Annotated in this window: 17 protein-coding genes; all 17 read left to right on the forward strand. The window is 42.7% G+C overall.

The annotated features are described in order from the left end of the window. Positions 1–85 precede the first annotated feature (85 nt). The 17 genes from cpsG to gnd all read left to right on the forward strand — a co-directional run bounded on the left by cpsG (position 86) and on the right by gnd (position 21798). Complete coding sequence (gene cpsG, locus OGW16_RS22325) at positions 86–1456, forward strand: colanic acid biosynthesis phosphomannomutase CpsG (RefSeq protein ID WP_047410126.1); 1371 nt, start codon at positions 86–88, stop codon at positions 1454–1456. A 54-nt stretch (positions 1457–1510) separates the two neighbouring features. After that, entirely contained in the window at positions 1511–2905 is a 1395-nt protein-coding gene (gene wcaJ, locus OGW16_RS22330) for an undecaprenyl-phosphate glucose phosphotransferase (RefSeq protein ID WP_043016870.1), read from the forward strand. A 1-nt stretch (position 2906) separates the two neighbouring features. Beyond that, positions 2907–4385 (forward strand): colanic acid undecaprenyl disphosphate flippase WzxC, encoded by a 1479-nt coding sequence (wzxC, locus tag OGW16_RS22335; RefSeq protein ID WP_286518890.1) that lies wholly within the window; start codon positions 2907–2909, stop codon positions 4383–4385. Between the two features lie 65 nt (positions 4386–4450). Continuing rightward, on the forward strand, positions 4451–5731 hold the full coding sequence (wcaK, locus tag OGW16_RS22340; RefSeq protein ID WP_286518893.1) for a colanic acid biosynthesis pyruvyl transferase WcaK: 1281 nt from the start codon (positions 4451–4453) through the stop codon (positions 5729–5731). Further along, complete coding sequence (gene wcaL, locus OGW16_RS22345) at positions 5728–6948, forward strand: colanic acid biosynthesis glycosyltransferase WcaL (protein ID WP_286518895.1); 1221 nt, start codon at positions 5728–5730, stop codon at positions 6946–6948. Before wcaK ends, wcaL begins: the two co-directional genes overlap by 4 nt. 11 nt (positions 6949–6959) lie before the next feature. Further along, entirely contained in the window at positions 6960–8354 is a 1395-nt protein-coding gene (gene wcaM, locus OGW16_RS22350; RefSeq protein ID WP_286518897.1) for a colanic acid biosynthesis protein WcaM, read from the forward strand. Positions 8355–8519: 165 nt separating this feature from the next. Further along, positions 8520–9413 (forward strand): GalU regulator GalF, encoded by an 894-nt coding sequence (gene galF, locus OGW16_RS22355; protein WP_000609089.1) that lies wholly within the window; start codon positions 8520–8522, stop codon positions 9411–9413. Between the two features lie 426 nt (positions 9414–9839). Further along, a complete protein-coding gene (rfbD, locus tag OGW16_RS22360; protein ID WP_286518981.1) occupies positions 9840–10739 on the forward strand; it encodes a dTDP-4-dehydrorhamnose reductase in 900 nt (299 codons plus the stop codon). Beyond that, positions 10739–11293, forward strand: a complete 555-nt coding sequence (gene rfbC / locus OGW16_RS22365; protein ID WP_075145963.1) for a dTDP-4-dehydrorhamnose 3,5-epimerase — start codon at positions 10739–10741, stop codon at positions 11291–11293. Before rfbD ends, rfbC begins: the two co-directional genes overlap by 1 nt. Beyond that, entirely contained in the window at positions 11280–12206 is a 927-nt protein-coding gene (locus OGW16_RS22370; RefSeq protein ID WP_286518900.1) for a glycosyltransferase family 2 protein, read from the forward strand. Before rfbC ends, OGW16_RS22370 begins: the two co-directional genes overlap by 14 nt. Before the next feature lie 63 nt (positions 12207–12269). Beyond that, positions 12270–13100, forward strand: a complete 831-nt coding sequence (locus tag OGW16_RS22375; protein ID WP_075146377.1) for an ABC transporter permease — start codon at positions 12270–12272, stop codon at positions 13098–13100. Next, positions 13090–14412 (forward strand): ABC transporter ATP-binding protein, encoded by a 1323-nt coding sequence (locus OGW16_RS22380; protein ID WP_075145965.1) that lies wholly within the window; start codon positions 13090–13092, stop codon positions 14410–14412. The genes OGW16_RS22375 and OGW16_RS22380 overlap by 11 nt, the downstream gene beginning before the upstream one ends. A 2-nt stretch (positions 14413–14414) precedes the next feature. Further along, positions 14415–15992, forward strand: coding sequence for a glycosyltransferase (locus OGW16_RS22385; RefSeq protein ID WP_075145966.1), 1578 nt, complete (start codon positions 14415–14417; stop codon positions 15990–15992). A 64-nt stretch (positions 15993–16056) separates the two neighbouring features. Then, complete coding sequence (locus OGW16_RS22390; protein WP_075145967.1) at positions 16057–18048, forward strand: glycosyltransferase; 1992 nt, start codon at positions 16057–16059, stop codon at positions 18046–18048. A 3-nt stretch (positions 18049–18051) separates the two neighbouring features. Then, a complete protein-coding gene (gene wecB, locus OGW16_RS22395; RefSeq protein WP_075145968.1) occupies positions 18052–19152 on the forward strand; it encodes a non-hydrolyzing UDP-N-acetylglucosamine 2-epimerase in 1101 nt (366 codons plus the stop codon). Positions 19153–19156: 4 nt separating this feature from the next. Beyond that, positions 19157–20230, forward strand: a complete 1074-nt coding sequence (locus OGW16_RS22400) for a glycosyltransferase family protein (protein ID WP_232620992.1) — start codon at positions 19157–19159, stop codon at positions 20228–20230. Between the two features lie 161 nt (positions 20231–20391). Further along, positions 20392–21798 (forward strand): NADP-dependent phosphogluconate dehydrogenase, encoded by a 1407-nt coding sequence (gene gnd / locus OGW16_RS22405; RefSeq protein WP_080624966.1) that lies wholly within the window; start codon positions 20392–20394, stop codon positions 21796–21798. The last annotated feature ends 194 nt before the right edge of the window (positions 21799–21992 follow it).

Here is a 21992-nt window from a genome sequence, read left to right on the forward strand (position 1 = left end):
CCGGCCTACAAACGAACGGTTAGTCATTTTTGAAAAATATCTCCAGTCAGGAGAGGGCTAACTGTTGCCTGAAGAAGGGTAAATCATGACGAAATTAACCTGTTTCAAAGCCTATGACATTCGCGGCAGGCTGGGCGAAGAACTAAATGAAGAGATTGCGTGGCGTATTGGCCGCGCTTACGGCGAGTTCCTGAAGCCAAAAACGATTGTTCTGGGTGGCGACGTGCGCCTGACCAGCGAGACGCTAAAGCTGGCGCTGGCAAAAGGGCTGCAGGATGCGGGGGTGGATGTGCTGGATATTGGTATGTCGGGCACCGAAGAGATTTACTTCGCCACCTTTCATCTGGGCATTGACGGCGGTATTGAAGTGACCGCCAGCCATAATCCAATGAATTACAACGGCATGAAGCTGGTGCGGGAAGGGGCGCGCCCCATCAGCGGTGATACCGGTCTGCGCGACGTGCAGCGCCTGGCGGAAGTCAACGACTTCCCGCCGGTCGATGAGGCAAAACGTGGCCGCTACCAGCGTATTACTACCCGCGATGCCTACATCGACCACCTGTTAGGGTACATCAATCCCGGCAACCTGAAACCGATGAAGCTGGTGCTCAATTCCGGCAACGGCACGGCAGGTCCGGTGATTGACGCCATTGAAGCCCGTTTTAAGGCGCTGGGCGCACCGGTCGAATTTATCAAAATCCACAATACGCCGGATGGCAACTTCCCCAACGGTATTCCCAATCCTCTGCTGCCGGAATGTCGGGCTGACACGCGCAATGCGGTGATTAAACACGGCGCAGATATGGGGATTGCCTTCGATGGGGATTTTGATCGTTGCTTCCTGTTCGATGAAAAAGGTCAGTTTATTGAGGGTTACTACATTGTCGGCCTGCTGGCGGAAGCGTTTCTGGAGAAGAATCCGGGGGCGAAAATTATCCACGACCCGCGCCTGTCCTGGAATACCGTGGATGTGGTGACGGCGGCAGGCGGTAAACCGGTGATGTCAAAAACCGGGCACGCGTTTATCAAAGAGCGCATGCGTCATGAAGATGCCATTTATGGCGGTGAAATGAGTGCGCATCACTATTTCCGCGACTTTGCTTACTGCGACAGCGGCATGATCCCGTGGCTGCTGGTGGCGGAGTTGCTGTGTCTGAAAGGACAGTCGCTGGGCGAACTGGTCCGCGACCGGATGGTGGCCTATCCGGCGAGTGGAGAAATAAACAGTACGCTGGCAGAGCCGGCGGCAGCGATTGCGCGCGTGGAGCAGCATTTTTCCCGTGAGGCGTTGACGGTGGACAGAACGGACGGTATCAGCATGTCGTTTGTCGACTGGCGCTTCAATTTACGCTCTTCCAATACTGAACCGGTGGTGCGTCTGAACGTGGAATCGCGCGGAGATATTCCGTTGATGGAAGCGCGAACGCGCACTCTTCTGGCGTTACTGAATCAGTAATGCCGGTGCTTCCTTTGCCCGATTACGGGCAAAGGGTGACTAACAGGAACCACGATGACACATCTAAAAAAGCGCGAACGCGCCAAAACCAATGCGTCGTTAATTTCGATGGTGCAACGCTTTTCAGATATCACCATCATGTTTGGCGGATTGTGGGTAGTCTGCGAATTAAGCGGTTTGCCTTTCCTGTATATGCACCTGCTGGTGGCGCTGATCACGCTGGTTGTTTTTCAGATGCTCGGGGGCATAACAGATTTTTATCGCTCCTGGCGTGGCGTCAAAATTTCAACTGAGCTGGTGCTGTTGTTGCAAAACTGGACGTTGAGTCTGATTTTTTGCGCAGGTCTGATCGCCTTTAATAACGATTTCGATAACCGTCTCGCCGTCTGGTTGGCGTGGTATCTGTTATCTAGCGTTGGCCTGGTGTTGAGTCGTTCGTTTATTCGCTACGGCGCGGGGTGGCTGCGTAATCGCGGTTACAACACTCGCCGGGTGGCGGTGGCTGGCGACATGCCTGCCGGACAACTGTTGCTGGACAGTTTTCGCCATGAACCATGGCTGGGATTTGAAGTAGCGGGTGTCTATCACGACCCCATCCCTGGAAAAAACTCTCGCGACTGGGCCGGTAATCTGCAGCAACTGGTGGATGACGCCAAATCCTCGCGTATTCATAACGTTTATATCGCCATGTCGATGAGCGATGGCGCCAGCGTAAAAAAACTGGTGCGCGATCTGGCCGACACCACCTGTTCGGTACTCCTCATTCCCGATGTCTTTACCTTCAATATCCTGCATTCACGGATTGAAGAGATGAACGGCGTTCCGGTGGTGCCGCTGTATGACACGCCGCTCTCGGGGATTAATCGCCTGTTAAAGCGTGCGGAAGATATCGTGCTGGCTTCACTGATCCTGCTGCTTATTTCCCCGGTGCTGTGTGGCATAGCGCTGCTGGTAAAACTGACCTCCAAAGGACCGGTGATTTTCCGCCAGACTCGCTATGGCATGGACGGAAAACCAATCAAAGTCTGGAAGTTTCGCTCAATGAAAGTGATGGAAAACGACGCTGTGGTGACGCAGGCGACGCAAAACGATCCGCGCGTAACTCCTGTGGGAAATTTCCTGCGCCGGACGTCGCTCGATGAACTGCCGCAGTTTATTAACGTGCTGACCGGGGGAATGTCTATCGTCGGGCCACGTCCGCATGCGGTGGCGCATAACGAGCAGTACCGCCAGTTGATTGAGGGGTACATGTTACGCCATAAGGTGAAACCGGGGATTACCGGCTGGGCGCAAATCAACGGCTGGCGTGGTGAAACCGATACGCTGGAAAAAATGGAAAAACGTGTGGAGTTTGACCTCGAATACATTCGCGAGTGGAGCGTGTGGTTCGATATCAAAATTGTTTTTCTGACAGTATTCAAAGGCTTTGTTAACAAAGCGGCGTACTAACATGAGCTTACGAGAAAAAACGCTTAACGGCGCTAAGTGGTCGGCGATTGCCACAGTGATCATTATTGGACTCGGACTTATTCAGATGACCGTCCTGGCGCGGATTATTGATAACCACCAGTTCGGGTTGTTAACCGTGTCGCTGGTGATCATTGCGCTGGCCGATACGTTGTCTGACTTTGGTATCGCCAACTCAATTATTCAGCGTAAAGAAATTGGCTATCTTGAACTGACCACGCTGTACTGGCTCAACGTTGGGCTGGGTATCGCGGTATGCGTGGCGATGTTTCTGTTGAGCGAGACGATTGCCCGTGTGCTCAATAACCCCGAACTTGCGCCGCTTATCAAAACCTTATCGCTGGCGTTTGTGGTGATACCGCACGGGCAGCAGTTTCGTGCGTTGATGCAAAAAGAGCTGGCCTTTAACAAAATCGGCATGATCGAAACCAGTTCGGTGCTGGCTGGTTTTACCTTTACCGTGGTCAGCGCCCATTTCTGGCCGCTCGCGCTGACCGCCATTCTTGGGTATCTGGTAAACAGTACGCTACGTACGCTGCTGTTCGGCTATTTTGGCCGTCGGATTTACCGCCCGGGGCTGCATTTTTCGCTGGCATCCGTTTCGTCGAATCTGCGTTTTGGCGCATGGCTGACGGCAGATAGCATCATCAATTACATCAATACCAATCTTTCCACGCTGGTTTTAGCCAGAACGTTGGGAGCTGGTGTGGCGGGGGGATTCAATCTGGCCTGGAACGTGGCGGTTGTCCCCCCGATCAAACTGAACCCGATTATTACCCGCGTCCTGTTTCCGGCTTTCGCCAAAATCCAGGACGACAGTGAAAAACTAAGGGTGAATTTTTACAAACTGCTATCGGTGGTCGGGATTATCAACTTTCCGGCGCTGCTGGGATTAATGGTGGTGTCGAACAACGTAGTGCCTTTGGTGTTTGGCGAGAAGTGGAACGGCATTATTCCCGTCTTGCAACTGCTGTGCATCGTGGGTCTGCTGCGCTCGGTGGGGAATCCAATAGGATCGCTTTTGATGGCGAAAGCGCGGGTTGATATCAGTTTCAAGTTTAATGTGTTCAAAACCTTTCTGTTTATTCCAGCCATTTTTATCGGTGGTCATCTTGCCGGGGCGATTGGCGTGACGCTGGGCTTTTTGCTGGTTCAGGTGATTAACACGATCCTCAGCTATTTCGTGATGATTAAGCCTGTTCTTGGCCCCAGCTACCGCCAGTACATGCTCAGTCTTTGGTTGCCGTTGTATCTCTCTTTACCCACCCTTGTGGTGAGCTATGCGCTGGGCTTAACGCTGCGCAGCCACCTGCCATTAGGCGCGTTGCTGGGGATGCAGATTGCGGCAGGTGCGCTGGTATTTGCGGTGATGATTGTGCTGTCGCGCCATCCGCTGGTGGTGGAAATAAAACGTCAGCTTTGTCGCAGTGAAAAAATGAAAACCTTGCTTCGTGCAGGATGAATTGTGCTTGTTGCATGCCGGAACAGGTGACATCCGCCCTCCGGCAATGATTAGAAGAGGTCAGAATGAAATTACTAATTTTAGGCAACCATACCTGTGGGAACCGTGGGGATAGCGCGATTCTGCGCGGTTTGCTGGATGCCATTACCGCCTTGCGTCCCGAGACTGAAGTGGATGTGATGAGCCGTTACCCGGTGAGCTCCTCATGGTTGCTGAACCGCCCGGTAATGGGCGATCCGCTGTATTCGCAGATGAAGCAGCACAATAGCGCAGCGGGCGTCATAGGGCGCGTGAAGAAAGTGCTGCGTCGTCGCTATCAGCACCAGGTACTGCTCTCGCGCGTCACTGATTCCGGTAATCTGCGCAATATCGCTATCGCCCAAGGATTTACCGATTTTGTTCGTCTGCTGTCGCGCTACGACGCCATTATCCAGGTCGGCGGATCGTTTTTTGTCGATCTGTATGGCGTACCGCAGTTTGAACATGCCCTGTGTTCGTTTATGGCAAAAAAACCGCTGTACATGATTGGCCACAGCGTGGGGCCATTCCAGGATGAGCAGTTTAACCAACTGGCGAACTACGTATTTGGACACTGTAATGCGCTGATTTTGCGTGAGTCCGTCAGTCTGGAACTGATGAAGCGCAGTGCAATAAACACGGATAAAGTCGAAACCGGGGTGGATACCGCCTGGCTGGTAGATAACCATCATGAGGATTATGAACCCGGTTATGCCGTCCAGCATTGGTTAAAAATGGCGGCTAAACAGAAGACGGTTGCCATAACGTTGCGTGAGTTGGCTCCTTTTGATAAACGCCTGGGGACAACGCAGCAGGCCTATGAGCAAGCCTTTGCCGGGGTGGTGAATCGCATCCTCGATGAAGGTTACCAGGTGATTGCACTGTCAACCTGCACCGGTATTGATAGTTACAACAAAGATGATCGCATGGTGGCGTTAAACCTGCGCCAGTATGTTAACGACCCGGCCCGGTATCACGTGGTGATGGATGAACTCAACGATCTGGAAATGGGGAAAATTTTGGCTGCCTGCGATCTGACGGTGGGGACTCGCTTGCACTCTGCCATCATCTCAATGAATTTTATGACGCCAGCCATCGCCATTAACTACGAGCATAAATCGGCAGGGATTATGCGACAGTTGGGGTTACCAGAGATGGCCGTCGATATTCGCCATCTGCTCGATGGTAGTCTGGAAGGGAAGGTCGCCGATGCTCTCGGACAGCTACCTGAGTTGCGCATACGTCTCGGCGACGCGGTTACGCGTGAGCGCGAACGCGGGGTGAGCATGGTGCAGTCGGTTTTATCGCGTATTGAGGGGGAAAAATGAAGATTGGCTTTTTCCTGCTTAAATTTCCGCTCTCCTCTGAGACCTTTATCCTCAATCAGATTACCGCATTTATCGATATGGGCTACGACGTGGAGATTGTCGCGTTGCAGAAGGGCGATCTTGAAAATACCCATGCTTCATTTAATACCTACCGTCTGGGTGAAAAAACGCGCTGGTTACTGAATGAACCACAGAGCAAACTGGCGAAGCTGAAGTATAGAGCGGCGGCGACGCTGCACGGGATTACCCGCGCAGCCACCTGGAAAGCGCTTAATGTGGCACGCTATGGCGATGAGGCGCGCAATCTGATTTTAGCGGCCATTTGTGGTGGGAATCGACGGGCGTTTGAGGCGGATGTCTTTATCGCTCATTTTGGACCCGCAGGCGTAACGGCCGCCAAACTGCGTGAGCTTGGGGTGATCCGCGGAAAAATCGCCACGGTATTTCATGGCGTTGATGTTTCGCATCGGGATGTGCTTGCTCACTATACCCCTGAATATCAGCAGCTGTTTCAACGTGGAAATTTGATGTTACCCATCAGTAATCTCTGGGCTGGACGTTTAAAAAACATGGGGTGCCCGCCGCAAAAAATCGCGGTTTCCCGTATGGGTATCGACATGACACGTTTTACGCCTCGTCAACTGAAAGCCCCAGCCGCACCGCTGGAGATTATCTCTGTCGCCCGGTTAACCGAGAAAAAAGGACTGCATGTCGCCATCGAAGCCTGTCGGCAGTTGAAAGAGCAGGGCGTCTTATTTCGCTACCGCATTCTTGGCATTGGTCCCTGGGAGCGTCGTTTGCGTACGCTTATCGAGCAATTTCAGCTTGATGATGTGATTGAGATGCCCGGCTTTAAACCTAGTCATCAGGTAAAGGAGATGCTTGAGCAGGCAGATGTATTTTTGCTGCCGTCGATCACCGGAAGGGATGGCGATATGGAGGGTATCCCAGTGGCGCTGATGGAGGCGATGGCAGTGGGGATCCCGGTCATTTCTACCGTCCACAGTGGGATCCCGGAGCTTGTCGAGTCGGGTAAATCTGGCTGGCTGGCACCGGAAAATGACGCGCAGGCTCTGGCAGAGAGATTAGCGGCATTTAGCCTGCTCGAGAGTGAGCAGGTGCAACCGATTGTGCAGTGCGCGCGCGAAAAAATTGAAAAAGAATTTAATCAATTAGCGATCAATAAACAGTTAGCCAGTCTGCTACAAACGATGTAAATCGAGGTTGTATGTCAGAGAACAAACTCTCACGCCGTACTTTTCTGACGGCAGGCTCTGCGCTTGCCGTGCTGCATTTTCCCGTTGTCCGGGCGCTTGAATCATCTGGCCGCGTCAATATTCAGGATTACAACCCAAATGATTGGGTCGCTTCTTTCCGGCAGGCGTTCAAAGAAGGACAAACTGTAGTCGTGCCAAAAGGACTGGAATGTAAGGATCTTAATACCGCTATCGTTATTCCCCCTGGCAAAACACTATCTGTGCAAGGTCGAATAAGCGGTAATGGCCGTGGCCGCTTTGTTCTGCAGGATGGATGTAAGGTGCTGGGCGAGCAGGGCGGGAATCTGAGGAATGTTACCCTGGATGTACGGGGATCGGACTGCGTGATAAAAGGGATTGCCATGAGTGGTTTCGGCCCGGTGACGCAAATCTATATCGGCGGAAAAACCTCAAGGCTGATGCGCAATCTGACTATCGATGATATTACCGTCACGCGCGCTAACTACGGGATCCTGCGACAGGGTTTTCATAACCGTATGGATGGTGTGAAGATTACCCACTGCCGTTTTAGCGATCTTCAGGGCGATGCTATTGAGTGGAATGTGGCGATTAACGACAGCAACATCCTCATTTCTGACCACGTCATCGAACGTATCAACTGTACCAACGGCAATGTGAACTGGGGCATAGGCATCGGGCTGGCGGGCAGTACCTATGACAATACCTATCCCGATGAGCTGGCGATAAAAAACTTTGTCGTGGCGAACATCACTGGTACCGACTGTCGACAGTTAGTCCATGTGGAGAACGGCAAGCATTTTATCATTCGTAATATTACCGCGCGAAATATCACCCCGGATTTCAGTAAGAAAGCGGGCATCGATAATGCAACGGTCGCTATTTATGGATGTGATAATTTCGTCATTGATAATATCAATATGGAAAATAGCGCGGGTATGCTCATTGGTTATGGCGTTATCAAAGGGCGATATTTATCCATTCCACAAAACTTTAAGTTGAATAATATCCATCTCGATAACACCAAACTTGAATACAAATTACGCGGTATTCAGATCTCATCGGGTAATGCAACATCATTCGTGGCCATTACCAACGTGGAGATGAAGCGCGCTACGCTTGAGTTTCACAACCAACCACAGCATCTTTTCTTGCGTAACATCAGGGTGATGCAGCAATCTGTAACAGGGCCCGCGCTTAAGATGCACTTCGATCTCCGTAAGGATGTACGCGGCAAGTTTATGGCTAAACAGGACACATTGCTCTCACTGGCAAATGTCCATGCGGTAAACGAAACGGGACAAAGTTCAGTTGACATTGACCGCATAAACCATCAGGTGGTGAATGTTGAAGCGGTGAATTTTCGACTGCCAGGGAAGGGGGGGTAACTTTGCGACCATTCCTGGCTAAAGTTGCACCTCCCTGGGATTAAGATTACTGCATTCCGCAGTTAAGCGGCGTAACATACGCTGCATCGGAGTAATGTAATTCATACTGGCTAAAACAAGCTAAAAAGCTATAATTCAGCAACAATTGAATAGGTGAATGACTTAATGATTAATTTGAAAGCAGTTATTCCGGTAGCGGGTCTGGGGATGCACATGTTGCCTGCCACGAAGGCAATCCCTAAAGAGATGCTGCCGATCGTAGACAAGCCGATGATTCAATACATTGTCGACGAAATTGTAGCTGCAGGTATCAAAGAAATCGTTCTGGTGACTCATGCGTCTAAGAACGCGGTTGAGAACCACTTCGACACCTCTTACGAACTCGAATCGTTGCTTGAGCAGCGTGTTAAGCGCCAGCTTTTAGCCGAGGTGCAGTCTATTTGTCCCCCTGGCGTGACCATTATGAACGTTCGTCAGGCTCAGTTGCTGGGCTTGGGTCATTCCATTCTTTGCGCTCGCCCAATTGTTGGGGATAACCCGTTTGTCGTCGTATTACCGGACGTCGTTCTGGATACCGCGAGTGCAGATCCTCTGCGCTACAACCTGGCTGCCATGGTGGCTCGTTTTAATGAAACCGGGCGTAGTCAAGTGCTGGCAAAACGTATGGAAGGCGATCTGTCCGAATACTCGGTTATTCAGACCAAAGAGCCTTTGGACAACGAAGGCAAAGTCAGCCGGATCGTTGAATTTATTGAAAAGCCGGATCAACCGCAGACGCTGGATTCCGATCTGATGGCAGTAGGGCGTTATGTGCTGTCTGCTGATATTTGGGCCGAATTAGAGCATACCCAACCTGGCGCATGGGGACGTATTCAGTTGACGGATGCCATCGCAGAGCTGGCTAAAAAACAGTCTGTTGATGCCATGCTGATGACAGGCGATAGCTACGACTGCGGTAAGAAAATGGGTTACATGCAGGCATTCGTTAAGTACGGACTGCGCAACCTGAAGGAAGGGCCTAAGTTCCGTAAGAGCATTGAGAAGTTGCTCGGGGAATAGAAACAGGCTGCAGCAACGAACATTGGAAGACAAGTCGCGGTAACTGACTACCTCATATCGACATTTGATAAGATTGGGCGTTAGTGCCGCTTTTTACTTAAAATAAGCTCATAATATAGCTTTAACCTACTAGGTTTAATCTTGCTTGTGTCGGATTTCTTCTTGTTTCTGACTGCATTTGGTAAGACAATTGGCGATTGATTTTTAGGTTCACTGCGAGTATTTGCGGAAGCTAACGTCCCATTTGATTATATTTAGTGCACTGGTAGCTGTTGAGCCAGGGGCGGTAGCGTTATCAAATGCCATAGTTCATTCAACATATGAAAAGTATTGGAATTAATTGGTTGACTTTTCAATAGTCTTGATTGTGTGAAGCTCTATCTTGATTTTAAAAGTTTTTCATCTGGTTGTATTGATGGGATAGAAATGAGAATTTTACTATTTGGGAAAAATGGTCAAGTTGGATGGGAACTGCAGCGTTCACTTGCCTTATTAGGTGAAGTATTAGCATTAGGCCGAAGTGACTGTTTCCCGTGCGGTGATTTGAGCAATTTAAAAGGCATAGCTGATACGATACAACGATTTCGCCCAGATGTTATTGTTAATGCTGCCGCATATACAGCTGTCGATAAAGCCGAACAAGAACAAGATTCAAGCTGGTTGATAAATGTTCGGGCCGTTGAAGTAATGGCAATCGAGTCGAAAAAGTTAGACGCATTATTAATACACTTTTCATCTGATTATGTTTTTTCGGGTGATGGGAATTCATGGCAAAAAGAAGAAGATATTGCCGCGCCAATAAATTACTATGGTTTGGCCAAACTGGCCAGTGAAGAAGTCATCACTAATTTTAACCCAAAAAATCTTATATTTCGAACAAGTTGGGTTCATAGCTCGCGTGGCGCGAATTTTATTAAAACTATATTAAATGTCGCTAAAAGTAAAAAAGAAATATCAGTTGTTGATGATCAATTTGGTTCTCCAACTCCTGCTGAATTAATTGCAGATTGCACTGCACATGCTATTCGGAAAGTGTTACTAGATAATAATCACTATGGGATATATCATTTGGTTTCGAGTGGATGTACAACATGGTTTGATTATGCTCTGTTTATTATGAATCATATTGATAATGCAAATTATCAGCTAAATAAAATAAATAACATAACTTCAAGTGAATATAAAATGTCAGCGAGAAGACCATTAAACTCTAGATTAAATAACAGAAAATTCCAAGAACAGTTTGACTTACTTCTTCCAGATTGGCAGTTTGGTGTTAAAAGAACACTTTCTGAAATTGAAAAAGCTTGTAAAGAAGGCAAATAATGAAAATTACAAAAACGGAATTGAATGATGTAGTAATTATTGAACCTAGCATTTTTGGGGATGAGCGTGGGTATTTTTATGAAAGCTACAATAAACAAAAATTTGATAATGCAATTGGTGAGGATATAATCTTTGTTCAAGATAACATTTCATTGTCACAGAAAGGGGTATTAAGGGGATTACATTATCAAGCAACACCGTATTCGCAAGGTAAGCTTTTGAGTTGTTTGGAAGGTGAGATTTTCGATGTGGTTGTAGATATCAGAAGAAACTCGCCAACATTTAAAAAGTGGATTGGCGTAATTTTAAACGACATTAATAAAAAGAGCATATGGATCCCAAAAGGGTTTGCCCATGGTTTCTTAACAATGTCAGATCTAGCAAAAGTTTGTTATAAAGTTACTGATTTTTACAACCCAAACTCCGAAAGAATTATTATTTGGAATGACACTGATATCAATGTTGCCTGGCCAAAAATGGAACATAAGATAATCTCAGAGAAAGATTTATTAGGCGTTTCTCTGAAATTGTCGGAGTTATATGATGAACAATAGTGTTGCAATTTTAGTTTGCACATATAATGGTGAAAAATATTTAAAATCACAAATTGATTCTATCCGTGCTCAAACTCATAATAATTGGGTTATATATATTTCTGACGATGGCTCAACGGATAGTACTAGAAAAATAATAGAAGATTGCATAAGTGAAATTGGTGCTGAGAGATGTAAATTAATTGAAGGGCCGCGTAAGGGATTTGCTTGGAATTTTATTAATGGGATAAAACTGATCCCGAAAAAATACCGATATTATGCTTTTTGTGATCAAGATGACATATGGTTAAATAATAAAATAGAAAAAAGTATTGCAGCTCTCTCTTGTATTATAGAAAAAATACCGGCCGTATATTGCTCTGCCACATTATTAGTTGATGAAAATGAAAACTATATAGGTCCATCTTCAAAAATAACGAAACCTTTATCTTTTAAAAATTCTTTAATTCAGTGTGTAGCTGGTGGAAACACTATGTTGTTCAATTTGCCGGCTAAAAAACTCATTGATAGAACACCTGAAGATAAAATTATCCCATCACATGATTGGTGGATATATATATTAATTACAGCATGTGATGGGAAATTTATATATGATCCCATCCCCACATTAAAATACAGGCAGCATTACAATAATTTAGTTGGCGAAAATAGAACACTATCAGCTAAATTTAAACGGGTTAGAATTTTATTTAATGGCGAATTTAAGAAAAGTGTTGATGCTAACCTTATTTTACTTAATGATATGCATGAAATACTTAGCCCTGAAAATAAAATCACAGTGCAGCGATTTATTTTTCTTAGAACAGAAAATTTTCTGAGCAGAATAAAACAAACTATAAAACTTCGATTATACAGGCAAAGTAATATTGAGTCTCTCTTGTTTGCTGTTGCTTTATTTTTGAAGCGTGTCTAAATTATTTACGAAATATTTATTGTAAGAAAGAAGATTATATTGAATGTGTCCATCGAGGGGAAAATGAGTTTAGCAACAAAGAAATCTAAGAATCCTATAGTGTTTCTGAAGACAGTTAAAAACAATAGAGAACTGATCTATGAATTAATTAAGCGAGATATTGCTAGTCGATATCAAGGCTCAGTTATCGGTTTTATGTGGTCATTTATAAATCCAATAATTATGCTTTCTGTATACACTTTTGTATTTAGTGTTGTGTTTAAGGCGCGTTGGTCTGCAGATAGTACAGGAAGTAAAACTGAATTTGCGTTGATATTATTCTCAGGATTGCTAGTTTATAATTTGTTTTCAGAGTGTCTGAATAAATCTCCTGGGCTTATTCTTTCAAATGTGAATTATGTAAAAAAAGTAATATTCCCATTGGAGATATTACCTTTTGTTGTATTAGGTACTGCTTTTTTTCATATGCTAATTAGCTTTGTTGTTTGGGTTATTTTCTATTTAATATTTTTTGGTATACCTCACGTTACAATATTTTTATTTCCGCTAACGTTGATTCCTCTTATGTTTTTGATAATCGGTCTTTCATTATTCCTGTCAGCGCTAGGTGTATACTTACGAGATATTGGACAAATAATAATATTAGTAACAACTGTACTTATGTTCATGTCACCAATATTTTATCCTATACAAGCTTTGCCTGATAATTTTAAGATTATCATGGAATTTAATCCGCTGACATTCATTATAGAACAGGTTCGGGCAGTGATAATATTCGGCAATAGTATTCAATGGCAAAAATGGGGTGTTTGGACAATTGTTTCAATGATTATTACATGTTTTGGATTCGCGTGGTTCCAAAAAACAAGAGGAGGGTTTTCTGATGTCCTCTGAAATTTCTATTTCAATTGAAAATGTCTCAAAAGTTTATGAGATGTATGATAATCCTCGTGAAAGATTACTTCAACTATTTTCATCTTCAAAGAAATATTACAAAGAATTTTGGGCTCTAAAAAATATAAATTTCCAGTTATGCAAGGGAGAAACAGTCGGTATTCTGGGACGAAATGGTAGTGGTAAAAGTACACTACTACAGATAATCGCCGGAACATTAGAGGCTACTCAGGGTCGCGTCACTACCAGTGGGGTTGTTGCTGCATTATTGGAGTTGGGATCGGGCTTTAATCCAGATTTTACCGGTCGTGAAAATATTTATCTAAATGGATCTATTTTAGGTTTTTCTCGTGAGCAAATGGATAACCGAATAGATGAGATAATAGCCTTTGCTGATATTGGTCAACATTTAGATCAACCGGTAAAAACTTATTCTAGTGGTATGGCTGTTAGGTTAGCCTTTGCTGTACAGGCCTGTATTGAACCTCAAATTTTTATAGTAGATGAAGCGCTAGCTGTAGGTGATGAGAAATTTCAGCGTAAATGTTATGACTATATTGAAAAATTAAGGAAAAAAGGTTGTAGTATTTTATTAGTTACGCACTCAACTGCTACAATTGAAAAGTTTTGCCAAAGAGCTGTCCTGTTGCATAAAGGAGAAATGCATGCAATAGGATCGGCAAAAGATGTGATCGATCAATACCATGCCTTACTATATTCAGATGAACAAGCTTATATTCGTTTTGTCAACTCGCAAAAAGAAAGTGAATCTCAAAGTTCTTTAGAAGATCAAAAAGCCGAAACATTTAAAACAGAAACCCCTGACATAGTTTATGGTGATAATTCGGATGAAAGGCAGAATATTGCCCGGGGATTGAGTGCACAAATTGTTAAATGGGGAATATTTGATTCAAATGGGAAACAGTGCGAGCTTTTTAATACAGGTGAAAGCATCACTGTCACTATGCAAATTAAATCTTTATCAAACATCAACGAGATTCAAGCTGGACTTTTACTAAGGACGGTTGAGGGGGTAAGCGTTTATGGAACTAGCACTCGCTATCACGACAGTAATTTAATTAGTGTCGAATGTGGTGAAGTTTGGAATTGCTCATTTAATATAAAATTAGACCTATGTCCTGGCTCATATTTTGTCACTCTTGCAATAGCGGAGGTCGTGGAACAATCCGACATGGCATACTTGGACCGTAAAACTGACGTTATGGTCATAAAAGTTAATCAGCGTACTCTTAAAGCTAGCGGCATTGCTTCACTAGAAACTCAAGTTGAGGTATTAAAACAGAAAGGATAAGTATGAATATACTAGTTGTTACTGAAGTCTTTCTTATTGGTGGACTTGAAACTAATATTGCTGGAGAAATACGTACACTTATTAAACAAGGTCATTCAGTATATTTAGCTGTTGGTAAAGAGTTCGATACAAGTTTAATTCCTTCAGAAGTTACTGGCATTATCTCAAACTTAGATTTGAACCATAATATAGGGTCGGAAGAGTTTCTAAATACTATTGATAGCTTACGCCAGTATATTAGATATAACAATATTGAACTGCTGCATGCTCAACCTTTCTATTCTATAATAATTTCTGCTATTGTAGCTGAGTTAGAGAATAAGGCATTAGTATTGACCTTGCATGGTCCTGTTTCGTTTGCTAATTATTTGAGTCCAATTTTTAGATTTTTATTAACAGATATCATTCTTCCAAATGTTAACATTGCATATGTAGTTTCTGCTGAGATGAAAGAATTAAGTTTGGCCTTTTCATCAGAAAGCAACGTGCAGATATTACCGAATGGTATCGAATTAATGCAGACTGATGAACTTTCAATTAAGGATGAACGCTGGGTTTGCATCAGTCGTTTGGATGAACAAAAGATTGTCGGCGTTCTTGAGTTTATAAAGTACGCAAAAGCTATCGGATTACCTGGCATTGTCATAATTGGTGATGGACACGCCAAAGGAACATTAGAGCAAGAAATATCTGCGCTTCATCTATCGAATTATGTTGAGTTTGCCGGATACCAATCAGATGTCAGAACAGCTATTACTTCATATTCAGGTGTGGCAGGAATGGGGAGAGTTGTTCTTGAAGGTATTGCAGCGAAACGACGTGTTATTTTAGTTGGGTATGATGGTGTTAAAACTGTTTTGAATCCAAAAAGTTTTGAAAAAGCGGCATGGTGTAATTTCTCAGGTAGAAATTTCGATACTATTACTTCTGAACAGCTAAAATGCGAGTTGTCATCTATTTCTGATAGAGATTTAGACTCTTGTTATGACATTATCAAGGATAGTTATAATGTCGATAATATTTGGTTGCGTTTCTCATCTTCTGTAGCCTGTGTTTTAAACAAGCCTTTTTCAAGTACCGATTCATTTTTAAGAAAAATCTACAGTCTTATTGCGGCAGGAGATGTTTATTTCCCAAGATATGAGAATTTATATTTTTCTGATGCAATTTATGCTTTGATATCTCAAGTCATATTTAATATTAATAATGAAAGTGTTCGGCAACATTTTTGTCTTTTAGAGCAGAAGAGAAATTTTGAACAATCACAAAAAAATAATATTAATTTAGCTGAAATCCAAAGCGTTATAGAGCTAAGCCAAAAGAAATTTTCTATTGATGCTGATAAACTATATAGCGATTTTGAAAAGCGGGTTAATAAATTAGTCACTTATAATGATGAGTTAATTGGAGTTGTTGATAAAGTAAATGCTCAGATATCTAGTACTAAAACTCTTGTTTTAGGTTTAGAGGAAAAAATACTACTCCTTGAGCGTAAGATATCAGAAATGGATCGGAAGAATGATGAACACATGGAAAATTCCAAGGGGTTTTTATATCGACTAACTCATCGTGAAAAATAAATTATTGGTATATCTCAAAAGATAGATAATTTCAAATGCTAATTTTTAGTTAACAGAGGTAAAAATGAATTTGCAGAGTATTTCTTTCTATACGAAGAAATCTATTAAGTTGATAAAAGATAAAGGGTTTAAAGTATTTGTTAAGGCTGCAGTTGCTAAAGTCGATCGAAGGTTGAACGGCTATAATTTAATACAGCAATTTCCTAATATTCCATCCTCTGATAATAATCTGATTGACAGTAATTTTATGGACGGTGAGCTAATCATCATCTCTGGCGTTCCTTATGATGATATCGGAGGTGGCCAACGTGCTGCTCAGCTTGCTAGGTGTGCTCTGAAAACAGGTAAGAAAGTAGTTTATTTATACATTTATAAAAAATATGATTTTGAAAAAAATAAACACGTAGAATCAAATGTTTCTGTTCATGGTTTGCAACATATATATATAGGTAATACTACTCCCAATCTTGTTTCTAAGATGGTTTCCGCAAATGCTACATTAGTCATTGAACATCCCCATCCAGCTGCGCTGCCTTATCTGGAGTTTTTCAATAATCGTGGTTTAAAAACTGTGTTTGAGCTTATTGATGATTGGGAAACTAGTCTTGGTGGTGACTGGTTTAATTTTGAAAACTACCAACGTTTTGTTAGAGAATCAACCGTAGTAGTTGGAACTGCGAAATTGCTAGTAAAACGATTAGAAGATTTAGGCAGAGATGATGCCATCTATCTACCAAATGCTGCAAATGAGTATATTTTCGATAAGTACAGGAAATACTCCAAGCCATTTGATATGCCTTCTGGATATAATCGTACGGCTCTTTATTTTGGTTCATTATACGGTGAGTGGTTTGGATGGGATTATGTGACTGCAGCTGCAAAAGCAAATCCAAAAATTGCCTTTGTTCTGATAGGTGATAAGCCAACTGATAGAAATATTTCTGATAATGTCTTCTTTTTAGGTGCCAAGGATATAACTGAATTACCAGCATATCTAGCTCATTCTGATATTACCTTGTTACCTTTTGTTCCAGGAAAAATTTCAGACGCAGTATCTCCTATCAAAATATTTGAGTATCTTTTCTTGGGTAAACCAGTAATCGCTACCCAAATGCCAGAGATTGTGGATTACCCCGGGGTTTTCATTGCAAATGATCCTGTTGAATTTGCTACATTATGTAAAACGGTTGAAATTACCGCTGAAATAAACTGCAAAAATGATATCTTTATTTCGGAAAATTCATGGTTTAGTCGTCTAGATAATATTTTGACCAGTAATACTTATGAGAGATTCCACAAGAAAACTAGTGCTGTTATCTTAATACATAATAATGCAAATATTATTATCCGTAACTTACAATCATTGATCCATCATTGTAATTATTTCCTCAAGGAAATTATTGTTGTTGATAATATGAGTGTTGATGGTGGTGCTGAGTTAGTTGCCTCTCAATTTCCAGACGTAAAGATCATAAAAAACGATGTTAATGGCTGCTCATCAGGCCGTAACTTAGGTGCTGAGTATGCTACTGGACAATATTTGGCATTTTTTGATTCTGACCAGTGGTTTACTTCATTCTCCAGTTTTACTGAAGCTTTAAACCTCCTAGAAAAAAATGCAAATATTGGCATTATTGGATGGGGTGCTGGTTGGTTTGATGTAAATCGTACTGATTTAGGGGGTATGATTTCAGATTATTGTCCTAATAGAGGGATGAACGCTGAAGCCATACATAAAGGCTACAGAAGTGATATTGGTTATCTTGGTACGTGTGGAGTGTTTATGTCGCGTACTATATTTGAAGCAACCAAGGGATTTGATACCTTTTATGATCCCACTTGTTTTGAAGATACAGATTTATGTTTCCAAATTAAAGCTCTTGGCTTTGATGTTTGTTATCGTGACCTAACTGGTATAAGACACCAACCGCATCAAACAACTAAAGCTGATTCTGGTAGTGATTATTATGAAAAGTTATTTAATCGTAACGCTAATTATTTCAAAGAAAAATGGTCTTCTTATCCAGAATTTTATGTAGATTATAAGGGAAACTAAAATATGAAAAAGATTATCTGTGTTGTGGGCACTAGGCCTGAAGCTATAAAAATGGCACCTTTAATTCAGGAATTGAAAAAATCAGAGTTATTTTCTGTGACTGTTTTGGCCACGGCTCAACATCGTGACCTTTTAGATCAAGCTCTTGAATTGTTTGGGATTGCTGCTGATGATGATCTTAATGCAATGACTCCAGGTCAGACATTACAGGAATTAACAGCAAGGTTAATGATTGGAGTTGATAGGATTCTTGAGGAAAGAAAACCTGATATGGTTATTGCCCAAGGTGATACTACAACGGTCTTCGTTACGGCTTTAGCATGTTTCTATAAAAAAATACCATTTGCTCACTTAGAAGCAGGATTAAGGACAAATGACTTGTATTCACCTTTCCCTGAAGAAGCAAATCGTATTTTAGCTGGTCATCTAGCTGCTTTACATTTCTCTCCTACCAGTGTGTCCCGGGATAATTTGCTAAAAGAAAACATTGGTGAAGAGAAAGTATTTGTTACTGGAAATACTGTTATTGATGCTTTATTGGATACAGCCAAGAAAGACTTTAATTTTGGGATTGATATTCCACCGGATCATCGCTTGGTTCTTGTTACATCGCATCGACGCGAAAATTTTGGTAAACCTATAGAGAATATTTGCGCCGCATTACTTGAATTGGTAAATAAATATCCTGATATTTACGTGTTGTTCCCTGTTCACCCTAATCCTAACGTTCGCAATGTGACTAATTCTGTATTAAAGGGGCATAATCGTATCGCTTTGGTGGAGCCTCTTGATTATGGTCCTTTTGTAAGTGCTATCAAGAAATCATATCTGATCTTAACTGATTCAGGCGGAGTGCAGGAAGAGGCTCCTGCGTTAGGAAAACCAGTTTTAGTCTTACGTCGTGATACTGAAAGACCAGAGGCAGTGACTGAGGGTGTTGTCAAATTAGTTGGTACCGAGACAGTTGATATTATACGCGAGGCTTCTATTCTTCTTTCAGATAGTAATGAATATTTCAAAATGGCTAAAGGCGCATCACCGTATGGTGATGGAAAAGCCAGTGCTCGGATATTAAATATCATTAAAGAATACTTCAAAGTTTAACGTCATGAAAATGGTCTATCTATCTCCGGTTCCATGGTCAAGTATTACTCAGCGTCCACATTTTTTTGTGGATGCTGCTTTAAGAAATGATGTGGAATCCGTTCTTTGGATAGACCCATACCCAACTCGATTTCCTAATATCGGAGATTTCCATCCGGGGCGACATGCTCCGGAACCTGTGGGCATGGGGCTACCTAAAGGTCTTAATATATTAAAGCCTGACTTTATTTTGCCATGTGAACCTTTGTCTATAGTATTCAAATTGCTTAACTCTGGGGCTATTAATAAAATTGTTCAGAATGTAGGTGATTTCATTGATTCTGATACTTTATTAGTTGTTGGCAAGCCGAGTTTTCTCGCGTTAAAGTTAATGGATTTTTTTAAATGGAAAGAAAAATGGTTTGATGCAATGGATGATTTTCCTCAATTTTATGTAGGATTATCAAAACGAAACATGATAAAGAACGAAAATAAAATAATATGTTCTGTTGATAAAATTTTATGCTCAAGCCATGCGTTATTAGAGAAGTTTTCATTACCTGAAAAAACAAAACTTATATTGAATGCTTGTTCGGATACAATAGAATGCTCTAGTGATTCTACCACGGATGATAAATTTGTATTTGGCTATATCGGTACAATTGCTCAATGGTTTGATTGGACATGGGTTATTGAATTATCTAAACTAAACCCTGATTCTTTGATAAGAATTATTGGACCAATAAAGACAAGTGTTCCTACTAATCTTCCAAAAAATATCAAGCTTGAACTGGCAATTGAACATAGTAAGGTAATGAGTACGATTGCAACATTCGATGTTGCAATTATACCTTTCATGCTCAATCAAATAACAAAATGCGTGGATCCTGTAAAGTTTTATGAGTATTTATTGGCCCGGAAAGATATTGTTTCAACAGCGTTTGGAGAAATGAATTATCACTATCACTCATATGTGAAAAATGATGTAACTATTAATTACAGATTGCCTTCTGGTTCTTTATTTTTTCCATTTTCTTCAATGAGTCCAACACCAAGTGTTCCTCGTTGGAGCGATCGATTTCAGACACTATTTATATAATGAATTCTTTCTGGATTGATATTTATTTTGAGGCTGCGAAATATTCTTGCTACTATTAATTGCTATTAATATTCGGTTTTTTTAAATTTTATCTAATTATGTTTTACATAACTATGATATATTCATGATGCAAAATTTCCCTGCGTATTAGGAGACACATAATGTCTAAGCAACAAATCGGCGTCGTTGGTATGGCTGTGATGGGGCGCAACCTGGCGCTCAACATCGAAAGCCGTGGTTACACAGTGTCCGTATTCAACCGCTCCCGTGAAAAAACGGAAGAGGTTATCGCCGAGAATCCGGGGAAAAAACTGGTTCCTTACTATACGGTAAAAGAGTTTGTTGAATCCCTCGAAACACCTCGTCGCATCCTGCTAATGGTGAAAGCGGGCGCTGGTACTGATGCTGCAATCGACTCCCTGAAACCATATCTGGATAAAGGTGACATCATTATTGATGGCGGCAATACGTTCTTCCAGGACACCATTCGTCGCAACCGTGAGCTCTCCGCTGAAGGTTTTAACTTTATCGGTACCGGCGTCTCCGGTGGTGAAGAAGGTGCGCTGAAGGGCCCATCTATCATGCCTGGTGGTCAGAAAGAAGCTTACGAGCTGGTTGCTCCAATCCTGACCAAAATCGCTGCCATTGCAGAAGACGGTGAACCGTGTGTGACATATATCGGTGCCGACGGTGCTGGCCACTATGTGAAGATGGTACACAACGGTATTGAATATGGTGATATGCAGCTGATTGCTGAAGCCTATTCATTGTTAAAAGGTGGTTTGAATCTCAGTAACGAAGAACTGGCTAGCACCTTTACCGAGTGGAATAACGGCGAGCTGAGTAGCTACCTGATCGATATCACCAAAGATATCTTCACCAAAAAAGATGAAGATGGTAAATATTTGGTGGATTTCATCCTGGATGAAGCTGCGAACAAAGGTACGGGTAAATGGACCAGCCAGAGCTCTCTGGATCTCGGTGAACCACTGTCTCTGATTACTGAATCTGTATTTGCACGTTACATCTCTTCGCTAAAAGATCAGCGCGTTGCTGCCTCTAAAGTTTTGTCTGGTCCGAAACCCCAGCTTGCAGGTGATAAGGCCGAATTTATTGAGAAAGTGCGCCGTGCATTATACCTCGGTAAGATTGTTTCTTATGCTCAGGGCTTCTCACAGCTGCGTGCCGCATCTGACGAGCATAACTGGGATCTGAACTACGGTGAGATTGCTAAAATCTTCCGTGCGGGCTGCATCATCCGTGCGCAGTTCCTGCAGAAAATCACCGATGCCTATGCTAAAAACGCAGGTATCGCGAACCTGCTGCTCGACCCGTACTTCAAGAACATTGCCGATGAATACCAACAGGCACTCCGTGATGTTGTAGCGTATGCTGTGCAGAATGGTATCCCGGTACCGACATTCTCAGCGGCTGTCGCTTATTACGATAGCTATCGTGCTGAAGTGTTACCTGCAAACCTGATTCAGGCCCAGCGTGATTACTTTGGTGCGCATACTTACAAACGTACTGATAAAGAAGGTGTATTCCATACCGAATGGATGGAATGAGTCTTCTGACGTGCACTGGCCCGGTCTTTTGACCGGGCTTTTTTTTATCCAAAATTTTATTGATTTAAGTTGATTGCTTAATCTTTGCTTAATATTTCTAGCGTATTCTGATTAAAGAAAATCTGAATTGTTTTAACCTTCGTTGACACAATATTCAACAAAACGTTAAAACATTATTCTCTTATCAGGATGTA

The organism is Citrobacter sp. Ce104, assembly GCF_030334595.1.
Taxonomy (GTDB): Bacteria; Pseudomonadota; Gammaproteobacteria; order Enterobacterales; family Enterobacteriaceae; genus Citrobacter; species Citrobacter europaeus.